The sequence below is a fragment of the Flavobacterium sp. UGB4466 genome (assembly GCF_903469665.1).
GTDB lineage: Bacteria > Bacteroidota > Bacteroidia > Flavobacteriales > Flavobacteriaceae > Flavobacterium > Flavobacterium lipolyticum.
Genome location: NZ_CAGKLC010000084.1, coordinates 1 through 19,357 on the forward strand (window position 1 = coordinate 1; position 19,357 = coordinate 19,357).

The 19,357-nt window shown below is 40.1% G+C and carries 16 protein-coding genes and 1 pseudogene; 11 read left to right on the forward strand and 6 right to left on the reverse strand.

Going from position 1 to position 19,357, the window contains the following annotated elements:
- Positions 1-66 precede the first annotated feature (66 nt).
- Entirely contained in the window at positions 67-327 is a 261-nt protein-coding gene (locus JO950_RS17005; protein WP_129056636.1) for a helix-turn-helix domain-containing protein, read from the reverse strand.
- A 531-nt stretch (positions 328-858) separates the two neighbouring features.
- Here JO950_RS17005 and JO950_RS17010 point away from each other — a divergent pair.
- The 3 genes from JO950_RS17010 to JO950_RS17020 are packed head-to-tail and all read left to right on the forward strand — an operon-like array spanning position 859 to position 7,949.
- Positions 859-3,882, forward strand: a complete 3,024-nt coding sequence (locus JO950_RS17010) for a SusC/RagA family TonB-linked outer membrane protein (protein ID WP_202703710.1) — start codon at positions 859-861, stop codon at positions 3,880-3,882.
- 9 nt (positions 3,883-3,891) lie between these two features.
- Complete coding sequence (locus JO950_RS17015) at positions 3,892-5,277, forward strand: RagB/SusD family nutrient uptake outer membrane protein (RefSeq protein WP_202703711.1); 1,386 nt, start codon at positions 3,892-3,894, stop codon at positions 5,275-5,277.
- A 56-nt stretch (positions 5,278-5,333) separates the two neighbouring features.
- Positions 5,334-7,949: a S9 family peptidase gene (locus tag JO950_RS17020; protein ID WP_202703712.1), complete on the forward strand. Its 2,616-nt coding sequence runs from the start codon at positions 5,334-5,336 to the stop codon at positions 7,947-7,949.
- Positions 7,950-8,011: 62 nt separating this feature from the next.
- On the opposite strand, the gene JO950_RS17025 is transcribed toward JO950_RS17020, so the two are convergent.
- The 3 genes from JO950_RS17025 to JO950_RS17035 form a co-directional block, all read right to left on the reverse strand.
- Positions 8,012-8,284: a DUF6520 family protein gene (locus JO950_RS17025; protein ID WP_255567866.1), complete on the reverse strand. Its 273-nt coding sequence runs from the start codon at positions 8,282-8,284 to the stop codon at positions 8,012-8,014.
- Between the two features lie 82 nt (positions 8,285-8,366).
- A complete protein-coding gene (locus tag JO950_RS17030) occupies positions 8,367-9,887 on the reverse strand; it encodes a MauE/DoxX family redox-associated membrane protein (protein WP_202703714.1) in 1,521 nt (506 codons plus the stop codon).
- A 213-nt stretch (positions 9,888-10,100) separates the two neighbouring features.
- Positions 10,101-10,391, reverse strand: coding sequence for a hypothetical protein (locus tag JO950_RS17035; RefSeq protein WP_042565367.1), 291 nt, complete (start codon positions 10,389-10,391; stop codon positions 10,101-10,103).
- Between the two features lie 399 nt (positions 10,392-10,790).
- Between JO950_RS17035 and JO950_RS17040 the strand changes: the two genes are divergently transcribed.
- Genes JO950_RS17040 through mobC form a run of 3 tightly spaced genes read left to right on the forward strand, consistent with a single transcriptional unit; the run spans position 10,791 to position 14,425 of the window.
- Complete coding sequence (locus tag JO950_RS17040; protein WP_202703715.1) at positions 10,791-11,183, forward strand: plasmid mobilization relaxosome protein MobC; 393 nt, start codon at positions 10,791-10,793, stop codon at positions 11,181-11,183.
- Positions 11,168-12,418, forward strand: a complete 1,251-nt coding sequence (locus JO950_RS17045; protein ID WP_202703716.1) for a relaxase/mobilization nuclease domain-containing protein — start codon at positions 11,168-11,170, stop codon at positions 12,416-12,418. Before JO950_RS17040 ends, JO950_RS17045 begins: the two co-directional genes overlap by 16 nt.
- Positions 12,419-12,436: 18 nt before the next feature.
- Positions 12,437-14,425, forward strand: a complete 1,989-nt coding sequence (gene mobC, locus JO950_RS17050) for a conjugal transfer protein MobC (protein ID WP_202703717.1) — start codon at positions 12,437-12,439, stop codon at positions 14,423-14,425.
- A gap of 48 nt (positions 14,426-14,473) precedes the next feature.
- On the opposite strand, the gene JO950_RS17055 is transcribed toward mobC, so the two are convergent.
- Positions 14,474-14,908 (reverse strand): DUF1810 domain-containing protein, encoded by a 435-nt coding sequence (locus JO950_RS17055; protein ID WP_202703718.1) that lies wholly within the window; start codon positions 14,906-14,908, stop codon positions 14,474-14,476.
- A gap of 266 nt (positions 14,909-15,174) precedes the next feature.
- On the opposite strand from JO950_RS17055, the gene JO950_RS17060 reads away from it, so the two are divergent.
- The 5 genes and pseudogenes from JO950_RS17060 (at position 15,175) to JO950_RS17080 (ending at position 18,471) form a co-directional block, all read left to right on the forward strand.
- Positions 15,175-15,615, forward strand: a complete 441-nt coding sequence (locus JO950_RS17060) for a single-stranded DNA-binding protein (protein ID WP_237732376.1) — start codon at positions 15,175-15,177, stop codon at positions 15,613-15,615.
- A 38-nt stretch (positions 15,616-15,653) separates the two neighbouring features.
- A complete protein-coding gene (locus JO950_RS17065) occupies positions 15,654-16,013 on the forward strand; it encodes a hypothetical protein (RefSeq protein ID WP_202703719.1) in 360 nt (119 codons plus the stop codon).
- Between the two features lie 28 nt (positions 16,014-16,041).
- Positions 16,042-16,419, forward strand: a complete 378-nt coding sequence (locus JO950_RS17070) for a Cas9 inhibitor AcrIIA9 family protein (RefSeq protein ID WP_202703720.1) — start codon at positions 16,042-16,044, stop codon at positions 16,417-16,419.
- Positions 16,416-17,732 carry a PcfJ domain-containing protein gene (locus tag JO950_RS17075; RefSeq protein WP_202703721.1) on the forward strand — a complete coding sequence of 439 codons (1,317 nt, stop codon included), beginning with the start codon at positions 16,416-16,418 and terminating at the stop codon, positions 17,730-17,732. The genes JO950_RS17070 and JO950_RS17075 overlap by 4 nt, the downstream gene beginning before the upstream one ends.
- A 269-nt stretch (positions 17,733-18,001) precedes the next feature.
- Positions 18,002-18,471, forward strand: a pseudogene (locus tag JO950_RS17080) (RadC family protein).
- A 360-nt stretch (positions 18,472-18,831) separates the two neighbouring features.
- Here the strand turns inward: JO950_RS17080 and JO950_RS17085 are convergent.
- Positions 18,832-19,357, reverse strand: a 526-nt coding sequence (locus tag JO950_RS17085) for a TIR domain-containing protein (protein WP_202703722.1), incomplete at its 5' end; no start/stop codon positions are given.

Here is a 19,357-nt window from a genome sequence, read left to right on the forward strand (position 1 = left end):
TTTCTTCAGATGTAAAAACTAACATATATTAATTACTGGTTGAAAATAAATGTAATGACAGTTATTTTATTTATGAATATCTATTCTTTTTAAATCGAAATCAAAATCCAGTAGTTCCTTTGGATGAATACCAAGACCCGTTGCTATGCTTACCAAAGTCTCTAGAGTTGGATTTCCAGTACCTATTTCATATTTATGATAATTACTTGAGTCGAACTTAGTTGTACTATCCACTCCACTGAGTGTTTTTATTTTTTCCGCTCTAAGCTTTTTTAAATTTTCGCCAAAGGCTTTTTTATAAGCCTTCAATAGTTCTTCCTTAGCCATATTACTTAAATTTGAAAGAACAATATTTGAATTTTATTAAAAATATTTATGGTGATATATCACCATAAATATTTTTTTTCATATATTTGTAACAATTCAATTGAAAATGAATTAATATATTTGCGATTCTTCAAGACAATATTGAAGCATTCGCTTTGAATCTCGTTTCAGAAAATTGGCGTTTTTACAACCACGAGATGATAAGTAAGATGCTCACGACCTATGGGCGTGGGCTCACTTATTTGTGGTTGGGTATGCCAATGCCTCTGAAACGATAAGCTGAGTTCTGCGCCTTTTTTTTTGCTCAAAACTCTCTTACTATTCTTAGCGCTCACTTCATGATTTTCTTTAAGTTTCGCTTCCAAAAAGTCGAACATATTAAATAATTCATTGCCTGTGTATTAAAAATCTCCCTTATGCCTATTAAGCCGTTTACTTAATACATAAAAAAGGCCCTCTACTGCAGCGACCAAACTATCGTAGAGGACCGTAGCTAATCAAATCCATATTTAACTAACCAATCCCAATATTATGAATTATTTTTCATTTTACAAGGATGGAAGAGCTCTTTATTGCCTAATTTTTATGGGCATTACCTTAGCTTTTTCGTCAACTCATGCCGCCAGCTCAAAACGGCATTTCAAATTTACACCTCAACAATTTCAGGTCAACGGAACAGTAACTGACGGATCGGGTCCTCTGCCGGGTGTAACGATAGCCATTAAGAATAAAGTGAATTCCACAGCAATTTCTGATTATAGTGGACAGTATTCAATTACGGCATCACCATCCGATACTTTAATTGTATCTTTTATAGGGTTTAAAACTTCTTATATTCCTGTCAATGGACGAAAAATTGTTGACGTCAAACTTCTCTACGATACAACCACGCTGCAGGAGGTTCGGGTGAATGCTGGTTATTATTCCGTAAAAGAAAGTGACCGAACAGGGAGCATTGCCCGAATTACCTCGAAAGATTTTGAAACCCAGCCCGTGACTAATGTGCTGGCCACAATGCAGGGCCGTATGGCAGGAGTAAGTATCACACAGACTACAGGCGTGCCTGGCGGAGGTTTTGATATAAAAATACGGGGACAAAACAGCCTTAGATCTGAAGCCAATTCACCGCTTTATATTATTGACGGTGTGCCAATCTCTTCAGATCCTATTGGCTCTTTTTATACGGGAACCACATTTCCTACATTGGTGAGCCCTATCAACAGCATTAATCCTGATGCAATCGAAAGCATTGAAGTGCTCAAGGATGCTGATGCAACATCTATATACGGTTCAAGAGGAGCAAATGGTGTGGTATTGATTACCACCAGAAAAGGAAAAGCAGGAAAAACAAAATTTAATGTTTCTGCTTCCACAGGAACTGGCAGGGTAACTAAATTTCTTAACCTTATGAATACCGAACAGTACTTGGCTGTCCGCAGGCAGGCCTTTATAAATGATGGCAGAACTTCATACGGTGCTACAGATTACGACATTAACGGCATTTGGGATCAGAATCGTTATACTGACTGGCAGAAAGAACTTATAGGGGGCACTTCATTGATCAATGATCTGCAGGCATCAGTGTCAGGAGGTTCAAACAATACCCAATTTCTATTAAATGGCTCTTATCATACAGAAACAACCGTTTTTCCCGGTCAGTTTCGATATAAAAAGGGCGGAAGCAATTTTAGTTTGAACCACAAATCCGAAGATGAAAAGTTTTCACTTAACTTCTCTGCGGGATTTAATTCACAAGATAACAACCTGCCTTCTTACGATTTTACAAGCGATGCCAGAAATCTTCCTCCAAATGCTCCCGCCCTTTATACTCCGGACGGAAATCTTAACTGGGAAAACAATACTTGGCAGAACCCGCTTAGAAATCTAAACACAAAAGCAGAATCTGCTGTTAATGATCTTACAGGAAATGCTGTTCTTTCTTATGCTCTAACAGGAGAGCTTTCAGTCAAAGGAAACTTCGGATTCACTTATCTTGACAATACCGAAACTAGAATTGTTCCATCCACTATATATAATCCCGCATTTAATGTCGGACCTTCACAATCTTCTATTTTCACGAATGATGTAAATAGATCTTCTTGGATTGTAGAACCGCAGATAAACTGGATTAAGCAGCTGAAGAATGCTAAAATTGATGTACTTGTTGGTTCTACTTTTCAAAGCCAGCGCGGTACAAAAATATCCAATTTTGGATCAGGCTTCACTTCCAACAGCCTTATATACAACTTAGCAGCAGCGAAAACGGTAAGGGTACTGCTGGATGAGGAAACACTGTATAAATATCAGGCTTTCTTTGGACGAATTAACTTTAATTATCAACAGAAATATATCGCAAACCTTACCGCTAGACGCGACGGTTCAAGCAGATTTGGACCAGGCAACCAGTTTGCGAATTTCGGGGCATTGGGATTTGCGTGGCTGTTTTCTAACGAAAAATTTCTCCAGAATTCGAGGTGGCTTAGTTTTGGAAAAATACGAGGCAGTTACGGTACCACGGGAAATGATCAGATTGGCGATTATCAGTTTTTCGACACTTATTCAGTCAATGGAGTACTATATAACGGAATTTCCGGCCTTTCACCGACAAGGCTCTTTAATTCCGATTTTGGATGGGAGACAAATAAAAAACTGGAAGCGGCACTTGAAGTAGGTTTCTTTAAAGACCGCATTTTCACAACCGTGGAATGGTATCAGAACAAGTCTTCCAATCAGCTGGTCGGTATTCCGCTTCCGGGAACAACTGGCTTTTCATCCATGCAGGCCAATCTGAATGCGGTCGTGCAAAACAGGGGAATTGAATTTACATTGAGAACCGTCAATTTTAATAGCGGAAATTTTAACTGGACCACCAGTCTTAATTTCACTCTTGCTAAAAATAAGCTCCTTTCTTTTCCTAATCTTGCAAGTTCAACCTACAGCCAGCAGTACAGGGTCGGACAGCCACTTAATATACAGCTCTTATACAAATTCAACGGAGTAAACCCGCAGACGGGAATCTATCAGTTTGAAGACCTCAATAAGGATGGACTTTTGACAGCTGCTGAGGATAAGCAGATAATTGTGGATTTGAATCCAAAATTTTACGGCGGTCTTCAAAATAGGCTGGCTTATAAAGGTGTATCGCTGGATTTTCTCTTCCAGTTTGTCAGTAAGGACAGCAAAGCCTATTCAATGTCGTCAGCTGGAACAATGTCAAACAAGCATGTCAGGCTTTTGGAAAGCTGGTTTTCGCAGGGAGATACTGCTCCATATCAGATCTATACAGCAGGATTTAATAGTGCAGCAGTAACTGCAAACAGCCAGTTCAATCAAAGCACTGCCTCTATTACCGACGCCTCCTTTATAAGACTTAAAAACATTGCCCTTTCATATAAACTCCCTTTGAGCCTAAATGATACGCAATGCACGATAATGCTTCAGGGACAGAATCTGCTGACTTTTACCAGATATGATGACGGAGATCCTGAATTTACAACCTATGGCTACCTGCCTCCGCTAAAAGTAATTACGGCAGGAATTCAATTAACTTTTTAATATCCGGTTATGAAAACAAAATTTTTATTTACATCCCGATTTTTAATTTCTATGATTCTGTTTATCGCTGTTTCCTGCGATTCTTTTGTGGAAGTAGACCTGCCAAAATCACAATTAACCACAGATTCTGTTTTTGAAAATTACAGCACTGCTGAAGCGGCTCTTACCGATATTTATTCAAAAATAAGAGACAGGGGAATGCTCACCGGTGATGGCATTGGAATTTCGAATCATCTTTCCTGCTATACCGATGAGATGATAAGCAATGAGAGTGTGTCAAATCCAAGTTTCAGCTTTTATGCTAATGCACTCCTTGATACCAATACTATAGTTGCGGACTATTGGAATTCTGCTTATAATCAGATTTATGCGGCCAATTCAATTATCAGCGGTTGTGAACACAATTCGTCGCTGACGCAGGCCCAAAGAGACCAGCTGACCGGTGAAGCACTTTTTATTCGTTCTCTGGAGCACTTTTATTTATTGAACATTTTTGGAAGCGTGCCGTATGTTTCGGGTACGGATTACAAAACAAATAGTAAAATTTCAAAAATGGCTCCTGAACAGATGTATTCAAAAATTATCTCTGATCTGGAAACTGCCGTAGATCTGCTTCCTGAATCCTATATAGCTGCACCTCGCGTTCGTCCAAATAAGTATGCTGCAAAGGCGCTTCTGTCCAGAATCTATCTCTTTAGCGGGAAATTTCCTGAAGCCTCAAATGCAACATCAGCGGTGATAAATAACCAGAGCCTTTACGCCGTTGAAAATATAAACTCTGCATTTCTCTTAAACTCTAAAGAAACATTATGGCAGCTTCATTCCGGTACCGCTGGCAAAAACGCCGCTGACGGCGCTTATTTTATATTTACCGCGGGCCCTCCGCAGTTTGTATGGCTGAGCAGTATGCTGTACAACTCATTTACGGCTTCTGATCTTCGTCGAACCCATTGGATAAAAGAAGTTAAAGATGCATCGGGAACATGGTATCATCCCTATAAATACAAGGAGAATTTTGACACATCAGTTTCAAAGGAGTACACAGTTATGCTACGGCTTTCCGAACAGTTTTTAATACGATCTGAAGCAAGGGCTATGCAGGGGGATCTTATCGGAGCAAAAGAAGACCTGAATAAAATCAGAAAAAGAGCTGGCCTGCCAGATACTCAAGCAGTGACACAGAGCGAAATACTTGATGCCATTCTTGAAGAAAGAAGACATGAACTTTTCACAGAGTACGGCCACCGCTTTTTTGATCTTAAAAGAAATGGAAAGCTTAACAGCGATCTCGGAAATATAAAGGCCGGCTGGAATTCCTCTGATCAGGTTTTCCCCATTCCCGAGGCAGAAATTAATGCAAATCCTAATCTAAAACCGCAGAATCCGGGATACTAATTACAAGACTTATGATTACAACATATTTTTATCGAAGATTATGTGCCTTTAGGGCATTGTTTTTACCTTTTTTAGTTTTATTTTTTATTTTGCCGTTAGTATCCTGTCCCTTATGGGGACAGGTGGTGCAAAAAAAGAACCTGAAGCCTAATTCATATGCGCAATGGGGTGATGTAGTACTTGATAAAATATCGCCAAACCAGAAATGGGCAAGTTTTAGAATGAGATACAAAAATGGCAACGATACTTTGTTTGTGCGAAATGTCGCCAGCCTTAAAACCTTCAGTTTTCCTGCTGCCAAAAACGGCGGTTTCTCTTCTAACTGGCTGTTTTTCTGCCAGACTGGAAAAGATCTGATTATACTTGACCTTTCAAATGGAAAAAAAGAAATCATTAAAGGAATAAGTAATTTTAGCTACTATGAAAAAAACGACAAGCTGGTTTTTCTAACTTCCTGCGAAAATAAAAACCGCACACTTACAATTCGATCATTAAAAACTGGCAGTAATAGGGAAATCAGCAATATTGACCAGTTCTCACTCAATAAAGAAAAGGGTTTACTGGTATACAGCACATTTTCAGAACACAAAAGTTCCCTTTCAATTGTCAGCCTGCAGAAAGACGAAACATCTCAAGTTGCTGAGGGGATTCTTCCTTTCTCCAACCTCAGCTGGCAGAAAAATGGACTCTCAGTAGCTTTTACGGAAGGAAATGATCCGCAGCATCCGCAAGTTATTTATCATTTTATTGCATCTGAAAAAAAACTGCATGACTTTAAATTCATGCCTGAAAGCAATTCTATTATTAATGCAGATACAGCATTTGACTCAGAAAGTCCAATTATAATATCGGACGATTTGCAGCGGGTGTTTTTCTCTACTGTTTCTTTTAATCCTCAATCAGACAAAAACGAATCAAAAAATGTTGAGATATGGGGTTCAGCTGATAAAAGAACGCACATTCAGCAGCAGAATGCAGGCAGATTAAAAAAAGGAAGAGTTGCAGTCTGGACACCGGTCATAAATAAAGTTGTATATATCACATCATCTGATCTTCCTGATCTAATTTTAAGCGGTGATATGCGATATGCTGTTTTATCAAATCCAGCAGATTATGAACCTCAGTTCGAGTACACAGCACCAAGAGATTTTTACGTAATAGATCTGCAGAACTTTGAGAAAAAATTATTCCTTAAGAACATCACACCTGAACCTCATTATTTTAATGCATCACCAGCAGGTAAGTACTTTACTTATTTTAATGATGGACACTGGTGGACTTATAATTTTAGCACTGGCATTCATAAAAATATCACCGCTGAAATTGGCATTAAGTTCACAGCTAAAGAGCGGTCTCTGGTTCCTGAATCCGTCTGTGGCAGTCCAGGGTGGACCAAAAATGATACTGAAATACTACTGTATGACCAGTTTGATGTCTGGGCAGTAAGTCCTGAAGGAGGTTCTTTTAAGAGGCTTACCAGAGGAAGGGAATCGGACATAATATTTAGAATAGCAAAATCATATGATAAGCCTCGTTTTAATCATTTATTTGAAGGACAGATGCTAGACTCCTTTAACCTTGATAAGGATTTGATTATGAGTGCTAAAGGAGACAATCAAAAGACCGGATTCTACAGATGGAATAAAAAATATGGAGAAAGTTCTATTATTTACAAAGATGCTTTGTGCGACCAGATTATTTACAGCGACACAAAGAAAAACATTTTCTTTAGGGAGCAGAAATTTGATATGTCTCCTAGATTGGCGTTCATAAATAATTCCTCACTTCCCCAATACTTTTTTAAAAGCAATCCACAGCAGGACAAATATTTTTGGGGCAGGTCGGAGCTTATTGAATATCAAAATTCCAAAGGAATAAAATTAAAAGGAGTATTATATTACCCCGCAGAATATAATGCTCTAAAAAAATATCCGATGATTGTGAATATCTATGAGCGCAAGTCATATGAACTTCATCAGTACCAAAATCCAACTTATTATTTGGAAGGTGGATTTAATCCGTCTGTATTTACATCTGAAGGCTATTTTGTATTGCAGCCTGATATCAGTCTCGAATTTCAAAATCCAGGAATTGCTGCAACCGACTGTGTGATTAGTGCGGTTAAAAAAGTTATAGAATTAAATGTCGCAGATGAAAAACATGTCGGACTAATGGGACATTCTTTCGGCGGTTATGAATCTTCGTTCATAATAACACAGACTGATTTATTTGCGGCGGCTATAGCAAGCGGCGCCATTACAGATCTGGTCTCCTTCTATTATACTATAAATAAAGGCAATGGCAGACCGGATATGTGGCGGTTCCATAATGAAGAATGGAATATGGGCGGCACGCCTTATGAAATACCCAAAGCGTATTACGATAATTCGCCTATCAATTTTGTACAGAATGTGCAGACCCCAGTGCTTCTCTGGAGCGGTAAAAATGATTATCAGGTGGATACTCACCAGAGCATGGAATTTTATCTTGCGCTTCGTCGTGCAGGTAGAAAAAGCCTAATGCTTTTATATCCTGATGAGGGCCATGGTCTTATAAATTCAGAAAAACAGAAAGACCTGGCCTTAAGGACACTGCAATGGTTTGACCACTTTTTAAAAGAAAATACAAAAAGTGACTGGATCACCCAAAGCTTAAATAATGGAAGAAATTAAAAACAATGCAGTTCCAAAATGGAACTGCATTGCCATTTAAAAATGCAGATTCTAAATCCATATTACGGATTTTGTTTGTACAGCGGCTGCACGCAGTTTGTGTCCAAATCGTATGCGATAGGACTGTTGTCGTCCACACGGCAAAGATATGGACTCGGAGCCTCATCACATGCGATTCTTACATTGCTGCAGCCTGCAGCTGCATTAGGAAAATATCCCCATTTGAAGGCTTCTTCTTTTGGAGCACTCTGCATGGAAGTAGTCGCAAACGCACCTCCTAGCGCCAAAGCAATAACTGCTGCTGGAATCATGTTTTTCAAAAATAACTTTTTCATGATTTCTAATTTTTAATTTATATAGGATCTACTTTTTTCTACAGGTGTTCGATCTTCATTCCTGATACTGATCAGTATATTTTTAATTCTTTGACTTATATTTTTTAATCTGCTTGCTCTTTAACTCGTAAACCACTAGATCAGTTCCAATTACGGCATATAGATACTTCCCATTTACCATTATTGAACGAAGCTGTTTTGAAGCAGTATGAAAAACTGGAAAACTCAGCAGATAGCTATTCCGCTCTATATCATAAACATCAATAATAAAGCAGGTTTCCCAAAGTTTGTCACTTTCGTATCTGCCCTTCACTTTTGAATTTACAAACAGTAGATTTCCTGACATTGCAGCATTTTCATTTACCACATAAGATGGTGTGGCCATTGCATAACTTTTCCCCTCCTTTAATTTGGACACCTTCATTTTTACTTTAGATATGGTGTCGATACTATGGCCACGGCGAATAAGACTGCCCTTTTTATCAGCAATAATAAATTCGTTGCGGTAACGATGTACGTAGACAATTTTCCCGCTTAATTCAGAATAAAGCAGTATACCGTCAGTATCAAATACGCCGTCCACCTGCTTGTGAAGCAAGGCTCTGTTAAACTTAGCTTTTGGAACAGTATGTTGGTCAAAAATCCCAAGCATATTCTGCATATTTTTTGAGCTGTTGGATCTGACTGCGATACTGCTAGAATCAATTGGCTGCGCAATTGTAAAGTATGGGCTCCCCTTCAATTCTCTGTCTACTTTCCACTTTTTTAAATCCCCTCTTAAAACGATCGGAACGCTGCCGTCAGCGAGATAGAAAAAAGGGCCTTGGATTTTTGTCGTTATCATCTTAAATGGAATTTTCTTTGGGTCCATTAATATTTTTTCTTCTTTTTTGTCAATAAGCAATGCACTATAAGACTGTATGTACGAAGGGTAATCATAATTTGCCAGATATATTCTGCCGTCTGATTCACCAGCTATGTAAAATGAATTGTACCCCAGATTTATTTTCTTTCTAAATTCAGCAGGATGCTGCGGGTAGCGTCTAATAAATGGGTTATCATAGTACATTACTTTTTCTGATGAAAGAAACAAAATCACTACCGTAAGAATACATCCCACAATAGTTCCAAGAATTGCTTTAATGGTTGTGCGATTTCTTTTTCCGGCAGCATTGCTATCCGCCGGTTTGGCGTTTAATATAATAGCCAATGCAGCAAGCGAAACAAAGGCTATATTAAATATAAGATGTGTATTCCAGCTCATTTTCTCCAGCACGCCGCCACAGGAACAAGGCACAAAAGAACTGTAATGGAGCAGTATAAAAATATATGCCGTAAACATCGTCATTAATCCCAGAGAAAAGAATAACGCTGTCATTTTTGTCCGTCGGTTCAAAAGCATCAGAGCGATAAGAAGTTCTATGACGATTACTGCAGGAGAAATCCAGTCTGCATATATGCTAAGCATGGGAGACTGCCCAATCTGCACTTTAAAACTTTCAAAATCAAGCAGCTTGCTTATTGCCGCATAAACAAACAATAAGATATACAGATAGGATATGGTTAAAACAATATTCTTCTTTATGGGGCCACTTGAATTCATATCTCAAATATTTTGTATTAAGCTTACTTCTTAGATGTGAAGCTTTTTATTATGCATTACAAATTTAAACGAGATAATTCCTATAGATACTTTAAAAATCAAGCCAAAAACTTTGAAAATCAAGCAGTTTTACATTTTAGCTGGCATAAAAAATAAATGCCTGCACTTTGTAAGAATCGCGCAGGCATTAAATCATTGTAATTGTTTTTGAAATCAGCCTTTTATCGAGGCGCTGATTCCGGCAAGTTTTTCGTGCAGCTCTATAAGCCCTGCTTTTTGCAGGCACTCTTGAGAGAGACTCTCCAGTTCTGTCCTTCCCTGCTCGCTTATGCTCTCCAATAGTACCGAAGATCCTTCTCTTATCTTCAGCCCGTCCTGTATCAAATGGCTTAAAAGCAGCACATTTTTTCGTGAAATTTTCAAATCCATTTTCACAGGCTCATTCATGCCAGGGATACTCAGCACCGTATCAAAAACCCTGGCTGCATCATTTGCTGTAATCATAATTTACCATTTAAAATTAATACTTCGCTCACTGTAAAATTATAAAGTATCATCCCTTTTTACCCTACTCAAAATTTGGGGAGGATTGCAGGACTTAGAGGCCTTTTCTAATTTAGCCTCAGGTAAATCCCTAGAACCTGTTCAATTGGTGCATTTTAGATTTTTAAAGCAGATTCTGAAATGGATTTCCTTTAATTTTTAATAGGGATGACAGCTGCTTCTTAGCTGATTGCTAAAGCTGAAAAAAGTCTTTTAGAAGCTTTCGGACTGTGGTTTTTGGCAGTCAGCAAGATGTCTGGTTGTATCACAACCAAAAATCTTGCTGCCCCTCTGCTCGGAACTCGCTGGCAGTGAAACTTTAAGATTGAATGAAATTGAAACAATGAAAAAGAAAAGATCATGGAAGAGAAAAACAGTAGCAGAAACAGATGGCTGCACATCCGGCTGACCAAAGAAGAATTCGAGCAGATAGACAGAAATTTTAAAGCTTCAGTCTGCCGCAAACGAAGTGATTTCGTGCGCAGAAATCTGCTCAGAAAACCCATTGTAATGAGATATAGAAACGAGTCGCTGGATAAGCTGCTGCAGGAGCTTATCCAGCTCAGAACACAGCTGAATTTCATGGGAAATAATTTCAATCAGAGCGTTAAAAAACTCCATACAATTTCTGAAATTTCCGATTTAAGAGTCTGGATTCTATCTTTTGATTCCGACAGGAATAAATATTTTTCCCTGGTTGAAGAAATAAAAAAACACATTGAAAATCTCGCCCACAAATGGTTGCAGTCATAAACACAGGACACTCGATAAGAGGCATCCTAATGTATAATGAGAATAAAGTTTCCCGGGGTGCAGCTATGTGCATCGGCGAGGGAAATTATCCCATAGATATTGAAAAAATGTCAGAATCTTTTAAGCTCAGCATATTTCTAAAGCAGCTCCAGCTCAATGAAAATGTCAAGCGAAGCGCAGTGCACATCTCGCTGAATTTTGACCGTTCAGACAAGGATTTATCAAAAGAAAAACTCATGCAGATTGCCTCTTCTTATATGGAGAAAATTGGATTCGGCGCACAGCCTTATCTGGTCTACCAGCACCACGATGCGGGACATCCACACCTGCATATCGCGGCCATAAATGTGAGGGCAGACGGATCCAGGATTAACATGCACAATATTGGAAGAAACCAGTCCGAAACGGCTCGCAAAGAATTGGAGATTTCTTTTAATCTGGTTCGGGCGGACTCGAGAAAAAAACAGAGTCAGGCGCTTATTAATGCCATTGATGCGGAAAAAATAAAATATGGGGCAATAGATTCCAAGAGAGCCATCGGCAGTGTACTCAATGCAGTTATTCCGCACTACAAATACACAACGCTGGGTGAGCTGAACGCAGTATTGAACCTGTATAACGTGAAGGCTGAAAGGGGAAAGGAAAATTCAAAAATGTTTCAGAATAAAGGGCTAATCTACCAGATTCTGGATGAGAATAAAAAGACTGTCGGGGTTCCTATAAAAGCCAGCAGTTTTTATTCCAAGCCTACCCTTTCCCGGCTTGAAATTAATTTTGCAGCCTCCAAAACTTCTCGTATGATAAACATGAAAAGAACACGAAATGCCATTGATCTATTGCTGTTAAAACACCATTCAATTACGCTCTCGCAGCTTGAGACGCGGCTGGCGAACCAGGGGATTACAGCAGTTGTCAGAAAGAATGAACAGGGGCTGATATACGGCATGACCTACATAGATCATAACACCAGATGCGTTTTCAACGGAAGCAGTCTCGGACCTGAATATGCAGCCAAAGGGCTCCTGCAGCGTCTGGGCCACTCGTCCCATTCTGAAAAGCAGTATACAGTTCCTGATGGTACCGCTCAGAACCAGGGCTCCTTTATTTCCGCAGGGGAAGTGCAGCGGATAATTGATAATGTGCTTTACGCTGGAACGCCGTCAGATTACGTTCCCAAAGAGCTTAAAAACAAGCGGAAAAAAAGAAGAAGAAAAGGACAGTCAGATAATAATTAACACATAAAAATCAACAGCATGCAGACAGGAGAAAATGAACAGGCGCTTAGAAAAATTTTAGATATGACTAGACTGATGAGCATCGCAGTGCTGCTCATCCATTTTTATTATTACTGCTTCGATTCCTTCAGGTATTGGAATCTCGCTCCGGATTTTGCCTGCAGGATACTGGAGAATATTCATCGTACGGGACTTCTGGACAGCTTCCATAAATCAAAGCTCTTTGCACTTGGACTCTTGGTTATTTCCCTTATGGGCGCCAGAGGAAGAAAAGATGAAAAACTCCATTTTAGAACTGCTTTTTATTATATCTCAATGGGCCTCCTGCTTTACTTTGGTTCCTACCTGGCTTTTGTAATATTTGCAAATGCTGAGGTCTGCTCCGTACTATATATCTCACTGTGTTCTTTGGGTTATTTAATGACGCTTTCCGGGGGCACCCTGCTCTCCCGCATTATCCACAGAAAGCTTAGTTCAGCAGATATTTTTAATAAGGAAAATGAAACTTTCCCTCAGGAGGAAAGGCTTATTGAAAACGAATATTCCGTTAACCTTCCTGCCCGTTATCACCTCAAAGACAAAGTGCGCAGCAGCTGGATTAACATTATAAATCCCTTCCGGGGCATTCTGGTTCCAGGAACGCCGGGTTCGGGAAAATCATACTTTGTGATCCGCCATATAATCACCCAGCATATTGCCAAGGGCTTTTCTATGTTCATCTATGATTTCAAATTCGACGACCTAACCGTTATCGCCTATAATGCCTGGCTGAAATTCCGTCATCTTTATGCCGTGGAGCCCAAATTTTACATCATAAATTTTGATGACCTCTCCAGAACCCACCGTTGTAATCCCCTTGATCCTGCGGCAATGACAGACATTACCGATGCCGCGGAATCTGCCCGCACAATCCTTATGGGACTCAACCGGGAGTGGATTAAAAAACAGGGCGATTTCTTTGTGGAATCCCCCATAAATTTCCTGACGGCAGTTATCTGGTACCTGCGAAAATACAACGATGGCGAGTTCTGCACCCTGCCCCATGTCATTGAAATGATCCAAACCGATTACGAGAGCCTTTTCACGATTCTGAGAACCGAAAAAGAGATCGAAGTGCTTATCAATCCCTTTGTCAGTGCGTTCCTGAATGAGGCAGTCGACCAGCTGGAGGGGCAGATAGCTTCCGCTAAAATCTCACTGGCGAAACTCTCCTCCCCTCAGCTTTATTATGTGCTGTCGGGCAGTGATTTCACACTTGATATTAATAATCCATCCGATCCGAAAATTGTTTCAATGGGAAACAATCCGCAAAAAATACAGACTTATGGTGCCGTGCTTTCACTTTTTGTCAGCCGTCTTATCAAACAGGTAAACCAGAAGGGAAAGCTCAAAAGCAGTCTTGTTTTTGACGAGTTCCCCACTATCTATCTCAACAATATAGACAGTCTGATTGCAACTGCAAGAAGCAACAGAGTGAGCACCTGTCTGGGGATTCAGGACTTCAGCCAGCTTCGCAAAGACTACGGCCGCGAGCAGGCTGATGTGATCATTAATATAGTCGGAAATATCATCAGCGGACAAGTCAGCGGGGATACGGCAAAACAGCTCTCAGAGCGTTTCGGAAAAATAATGCAGGACCGCGAAAGCCTCTCTATAAACAGCAGCGACATCTCCATCAGTCGTTCCCGACAGCTCGAATCCGCAGTGCCGCCTTCGAAGATTTCTTCGCTGAGTTCGGGGGAATTCGTGGGCATGACAGCCGATAACCCGGACTGCAGAATTGAGCTTAAAACCTTTCACTGCGATATCATCAACGACCACGAAAAAATTAAAAAAGAAACAGCTGCTTACAAAGAGATTCCGGTCATTCGGACCATTGATAATGTTATGGTCCAGAAAAACTATCTACAGATTAAAATTGAGATTCAGGAAATAATCCACAGCGAAATGGAAAGGATAATTAAAAATCCGGTACTTTCATCGCTGGTTCTGAAAAAAGAAAAATAGCATATTGTCTTTAGATGTTTTTCTTGAGCAGAGCGTAGAAAAATGTTTTTAGCTGCCGGATTCTTTTATAAGCTGCAGTGTCTTTTCGTCCTGCTCTCCATTGTAATATTTGTCAAGCACCTGCCTGAAACATTCGGGCGAATCAGCCAGCAGTCCGAACAGGGTCATGCAGGATTTGAGTTTTCTTTCATCTGGCATGCCCAGAATTTCTAGTGCCGTTTTATTTTCGATTTTAAGCATTGCCTGGGTAATTTCCACCAGACGATTTCCCAATACAGGATGATTGAGATACTGCTCGGCTTCCTTGAGGTTTTCAATGCCATAAAAGATATTATAATCCGTAAATCCCAGTCCTCTTAACTGAGGAAAAATAAACCACATCCAGTGGGTCTGTTTGCTGCCCTGCCTGATCTCGTGCAGTGCGTTGTTATACGTTTCCCTTTGTGCCTCTAAAAAACGGTCAAGATCATATTGCTTTACCATTGCAGTGCTTTTTTGTTACCTGAAATTACAAAATATTTCAATGCCTTTCCTAAACAGGCATCTGAAATATGACTTCTGACTGCTGTAAAGATTGATAAGGAAATTTTCAATAAAAACGGATTAAAAGAGCCGCGAAAATAGCACCCGCAGGCTCCTGCATGCGCATAACGGCCTTGCCGCCCTTCGGGACTTATAGCACTCCGGATCCTTTTTCGGGCGCTTGATTTTGTGCTTTCTTTTTTCCCGTTTTTTCTTTGAAAAATTTCATGCGGGACTTGAGAAAAGACAGAAAAAATACTCACTTAAAATTTTACATCATGGAAATCTCAGGACGAATTACAAAAGATGCCGTAACGGCGAAAGTTTCAAATGACAGGGAGGTGGTAAATTTCTCCATTGCCATAAACGACAGCTACAGACCAAAAGGCTCTGAGGAGCTTAAAAAGATAGTAACCTACATCGACTGCTCCTATTGGATGGGTTCCAAAATGGCGCAGTGGCTTAAAAAAGGCACTGTGGTTGAACTCTTCGGGCGTATAGGTCTGAATGTCTACAATAATGCCGAGGGCAAAGCGCTCGGTTCGCTGACCTTTCACACCAGTAATATTAAAATACTGGTGTTCCCGAAAACAGAAAACAGTGCTGAAGTTCCCGCAGTTCAAAATAAAAATACGGATCAAGACACCCCTGACGACCTGCCTTTCTAATTGGAATCTATACCGTTTCACATCAAAATTTATACGCCATGAAAGCCTTTGAAAAATCAGTTTACATAGAATATCCCGTATCCGCCCAGTTCAAAAAAATAGTCCTCTCTAATATGGAATCTTATGGCGGGACAAAAAAAGAGCAATTAAAATCTTTCTTGGAAGACCTGCAGAAAAACGGATGCGTCTGCGGGATGATTTCAGAGTTTGTCTACAACTCGGACTGCAGGAAATTCTATATCCAGCATTTGGATGATTTGGAAAATATCCGATATGAAATTGAAGATTCCCTTGGGGAATTTGTCAAAAACCGCCACCGCCTGCCCCATTACACCTTTGTATGCTGGCTCTGCTTTGAAGAATACTGTTTTGACATCTACAGAAACAGTTTTGAATAACCCTTTTTCAATCTTAAAATCTTCCTTTATGAAAGCATCAGATAAATTCAAAAACGCCGTAGAAAGCTACCTGAGCGAAAAAGCGCAGAACGATGCCGTTTTTTCAGTGGAATATAAAAAAGAAAACAAAAACCTCGAAAGCTGTTTTCACTACATCTTTGGCGAGGTCAAAAAAACAGGGGAATGCGCCTTTGACAATCAGGAAATCTTTGACATGGCTGTGAAGTACTACACAGACGACACGATTGGAACGCCTGCCCCTGCACAATGCAGAGTTGCAGTAAGCCCGCCTGTAAAGCCTGATTTATTCTCGGATGCGCCCGCAGTATCTCAAAGCACAGTTCAAAAAATAGAAATAGTGCAACCCGTGAAGCCTGTGCAAACCCTAACACTCTTTGACTTATGATACCCAAAACAGTTATAGAAAAAGAAATCAGCGCCTTAAGCACCACCCTAGCCCCAATCACATCTCAGATGCACCGATGGGCGGAAAAAAATATTTTCCTGAAATGGGCGGTGCTCTCAAGGGGAAAATTCCATTGTCTGGAATGCACCCATTCGTGGAAGCCTGACAGCCAAAGCCAGTCCTGCAAAAATTACATTAACTGCACCGCCTGTCAGGGGAAACTTAAAATGCATCAGGACAATCAGGTGTATTTCAGGGAAATCGAATATTTCGCCCTCACCGATACCTGCTCTGGGTATCAGGTGGTGCGTATCATCTGCTCGCACAAGAACATGAAAAAAAATGTTCTTCCCGCCTATTCCCATACCGAAGTCATGCAACATTGGATAAATCCAAAAGGGGAAGTACGCACCATCTCAAGAAGCACCAATGTTTTTTCCAATGCCTATGATGCATGGCAGTACTATTCCCCTTTGGAAATCCGTCCAAAGGATTTTCAGTACTCGCCAAAATACCGCATCAATCCCTATAAGGTTTATCCGCACATGAAAGTGATTCCGCATTTGAAAAGAAACGGTTTTAAAACTTCCGTACACGGCATTGCACCGCAGATACTTTTCACTGCTCTTTTAAAAGACCCCATAGCAGAAACCCTTTTAAAAAGTTCGCAGACCTCTCTGCTCAAGCATTACCTCACCTCCCATGAACAGCATCTGCGTGAAAACTGGCAGGCAGTAAAAACCTGCCTTAAACAGCGTTATCAGATTCAGGACATAAAAATTTGGGAGGATTATATTGCCCTGCTCCGATGGTTTAAAAAAGACCTAAGCTCCCCTGCGCTTGTCTGCCCTGAAAATTTAGACCAGGCGCATGACAGGCTTGTTGCCAAAAAAAGGGACATACAGCGCAGAAAGCATCTTGCGCAGATGCGTGCTGAAATACAGAAAGCAGAGCCGATTTACAAAAAGAATAAAAAACAATTCTTCGGACTTTCTTTTACCGATAATGACCTTACGATAAAAGTCCTTGACAGTGTGCAGGATTTTCTCCAAGAGGGCGACACGCTCCACCACTGCGTATTTACCAACGAGTATTATAAAAAGAAAGATTCCCTGATACTGTCAGCGCAGATTGAAAACAGACCTGTGGAAACCATTGAAATCTCCCTTTCGAGAATGGAAATTATCCAATGCAGGGGGCATAGAAATAAAACCTCCAAACACCACAATCGGATTATGAGGATTATTAATAAAAACCTGTCTGAGATTGCCGGGTGGTTGAAAAAGCACAAAAAGCAGACTGCTTCCGCTTAACCCATTTTACTATTGATACCGCAGATTTTACACTGCGGTATTTTTTTTGCGCGCAGACACTTTAAGGTGCACGGGGCAGTCCCGACTTAGGGGCTATTATGGAATGTTAAGTCAATTTCACCACAAAGTTCGGGCACGTCCTTCGGTTCTCCGCAAAAAATTCCCCCATAAATGCAGGGCTGCGCTCCTGCTTTATTGCGTTGCTTTCTGCGTTCGCTCGTCCCTGCCCGCTCAGCGGTGCTGTAATTAATCTTAAAACTACAGCAATTATGAAAAATCAACATCAAAACACAGACTGGCAGAAAGTATCAGAAATCGAACTGATCTATAAAACCAGAGTAAAAAGCACTGAAAGACCGTGTATCACTTCTTCCAGAGATGCTTACCGAATACTGCTCGACAGCTGGGATCCCGGAAAAATAGAATTCTTTGAGCAGTTCAAAGTGCTGCTGCTCAGCCAGTCCAACAGGGTTCTGGGAATCTACGAAGTTTCCTCAGGAGGCATCTCAGGAACTGTGGTGGATATGCGCCTGCTTTTCGCGGCAGCCCTGAAAGCTGCCGCCGTCGGGATCATCATCACCCACAACCATCCATCAGGAAAAACAGTCCCTTCCGAGGCCGACAGAAATATGACCCGAAAAATAGAGAAGCGGGAAAACTGCTGGATATTCCGCTGCTCGACCACCTGATCGTAACACCCGATACCTATTACTCTTTTGCAGATGAAGGCGCCCTTTAAGGGTATTTTCATCTTTCATGCCCTTGCGCTGTTCTGTTTTTTTTAAGTAATTTTGCCTATGAATCATGAAGAAATAAAACGATATTTTGAGAACAATCCGCAGCCGAAGGAAAAGGACTTATACTTATACCTCCGCCCCTGAAACATCTCATATCAAAAGTTTAATATTGATAAACTATCAGTAATCCAAGGAATATCGAATGTCCAGCGTTCCCTTGTTCTAGAAGAAGTTAAAAATGATTTCGCCTTTAATTTATAATCTATTTTAACAAGACTGCTAATAAACTTTTACACCCTTTTAAGTAACAGTAACCTGTAAAGAACAAAAAAATAATCAGATTTAACTTCCAGTTAATGTAATTATGAGTTGTTATCAACCTTATTTTGTACTATGCGTTCATATATTTTACGGACATCTTTAGGCAGCTTCCCTCCATACCAATTATCACCATTTGGCTGTTTTGTTGATTTAATTAATATTTTAATGCACTCTGTAACGATATACCATGCCATGTCTTTATCATTGAAATCTGAAACAGGTTTAGCAGTATAAGGCAGGGCAGTGTAGTTCCCCAAATTATAATCCTTGGTTATCCAACTGCAGTAACTCAAAATTATAGGAACTATTTTAAAATCTTCATCTTTCTTTCCGCGATCAATTGCATTTTTAATTTCGTAATTAAATACATAATCAGTTCTCATTAAATTTGGACTGATCATAAAACAAATTATATCAGATTCATCAAAATTCTGCTGAATATCCTTATCCCATTCACCTCCTGCAATCAATTCGGTGCAGTACCAGGTTGAAATTAAGCCATCTCTTTTTAGAGGTTCTAAATGATCTAAAAGCTGGTTGACCATAACCAAGTCATCTTTAGAATAG

Coding starts and splice junctions, on each gene's coding strand:
- JO950_RS17070 (WP_202703720.1), top strand. CDS start 16,042: ATGAAAGCATCAGATAAATTCAAAAACGCCGTAGAAAGCTACCTGAGC.
- JO950_RS17030 (WP_202703714.1), bottom strand. CDS start 9,887: ATGAATTCAAGTGGCCCCATAAAGAAGAATATTGTTTTAACCATATCC.
- mobC (WP_202703717.1), top strand. CDS start 12,437: ATGCAGACAGGAGAAAATGAACAGGCGCTTAGAAAAATTTTAGATATG.
- JO950_RS17025 (WP_255567866.1), bottom strand. CDS start 8,284: ATGAAAAAGTTATTTTTGAAAAACATGATTCCAGCAGCAGTTATTGCT.
- JO950_RS17035 (WP_042565367.1), bottom strand. CDS start 10,391: ATGATTACAGCAAATGATGCAGCCAGGGTTTTTGATACGGTGCTGAGT.
- JO950_RS17045 (WP_202703716.1), top strand. CDS start 11,168: ATGGTTGCAGTCATAAACACAGGACACTCGATAAGAGGCATCCTAATG.
- JO950_RS17075 (WP_202703721.1), top strand. CDS start 16,416: ATGATACCCAAAACAGTTATAGAAAAAGAAATCAGCGCCTTAAGCACC.
- JO950_RS17065 (WP_202703719.1), top strand. CDS start 15,654: ATGAAAGCCTTTGAAAAATCAGTTTACATAGAATATCCCGTATCCGCC.
- JO950_RS17040 (WP_202703715.1), top strand. CDS start 10,791: ATGGAAGAGAAAAACAGTAGCAGAAACAGATGGCTGCACATCCGGCTG.
- JO950_RS17060 (WP_237732376.1), top strand. CDS start 15,175: ATGCGGGACTTGAGAAAAGACAGAAAAAATACTCACTTAAAATTTTAC.
- JO950_RS17015 (WP_202703711.1), top strand. CDS start 3,892: ATGAAAACAAAATTTTTATTTACATCCCGATTTTTAATTTCTATGATT.
- JO950_RS17010 (WP_202703710.1), top strand. CDS start 859: ATGAATTATTTTTCATTTTACAAGGATGGAAGAGCTCTTTATTGCCTA.
- JO950_RS17005 (WP_129056636.1), bottom strand. CDS start 327: ATGGCTAAGGAAGAACTATTGAAGGCTTATAAAAAAGCCTTTGGCGAA.
- JO950_RS17055 (WP_202703718.1), bottom strand. CDS start 14,908: ATGGTAAAGCAATATGATCTTGACCGTTTTTTAGAGGCACAAAGGGAA.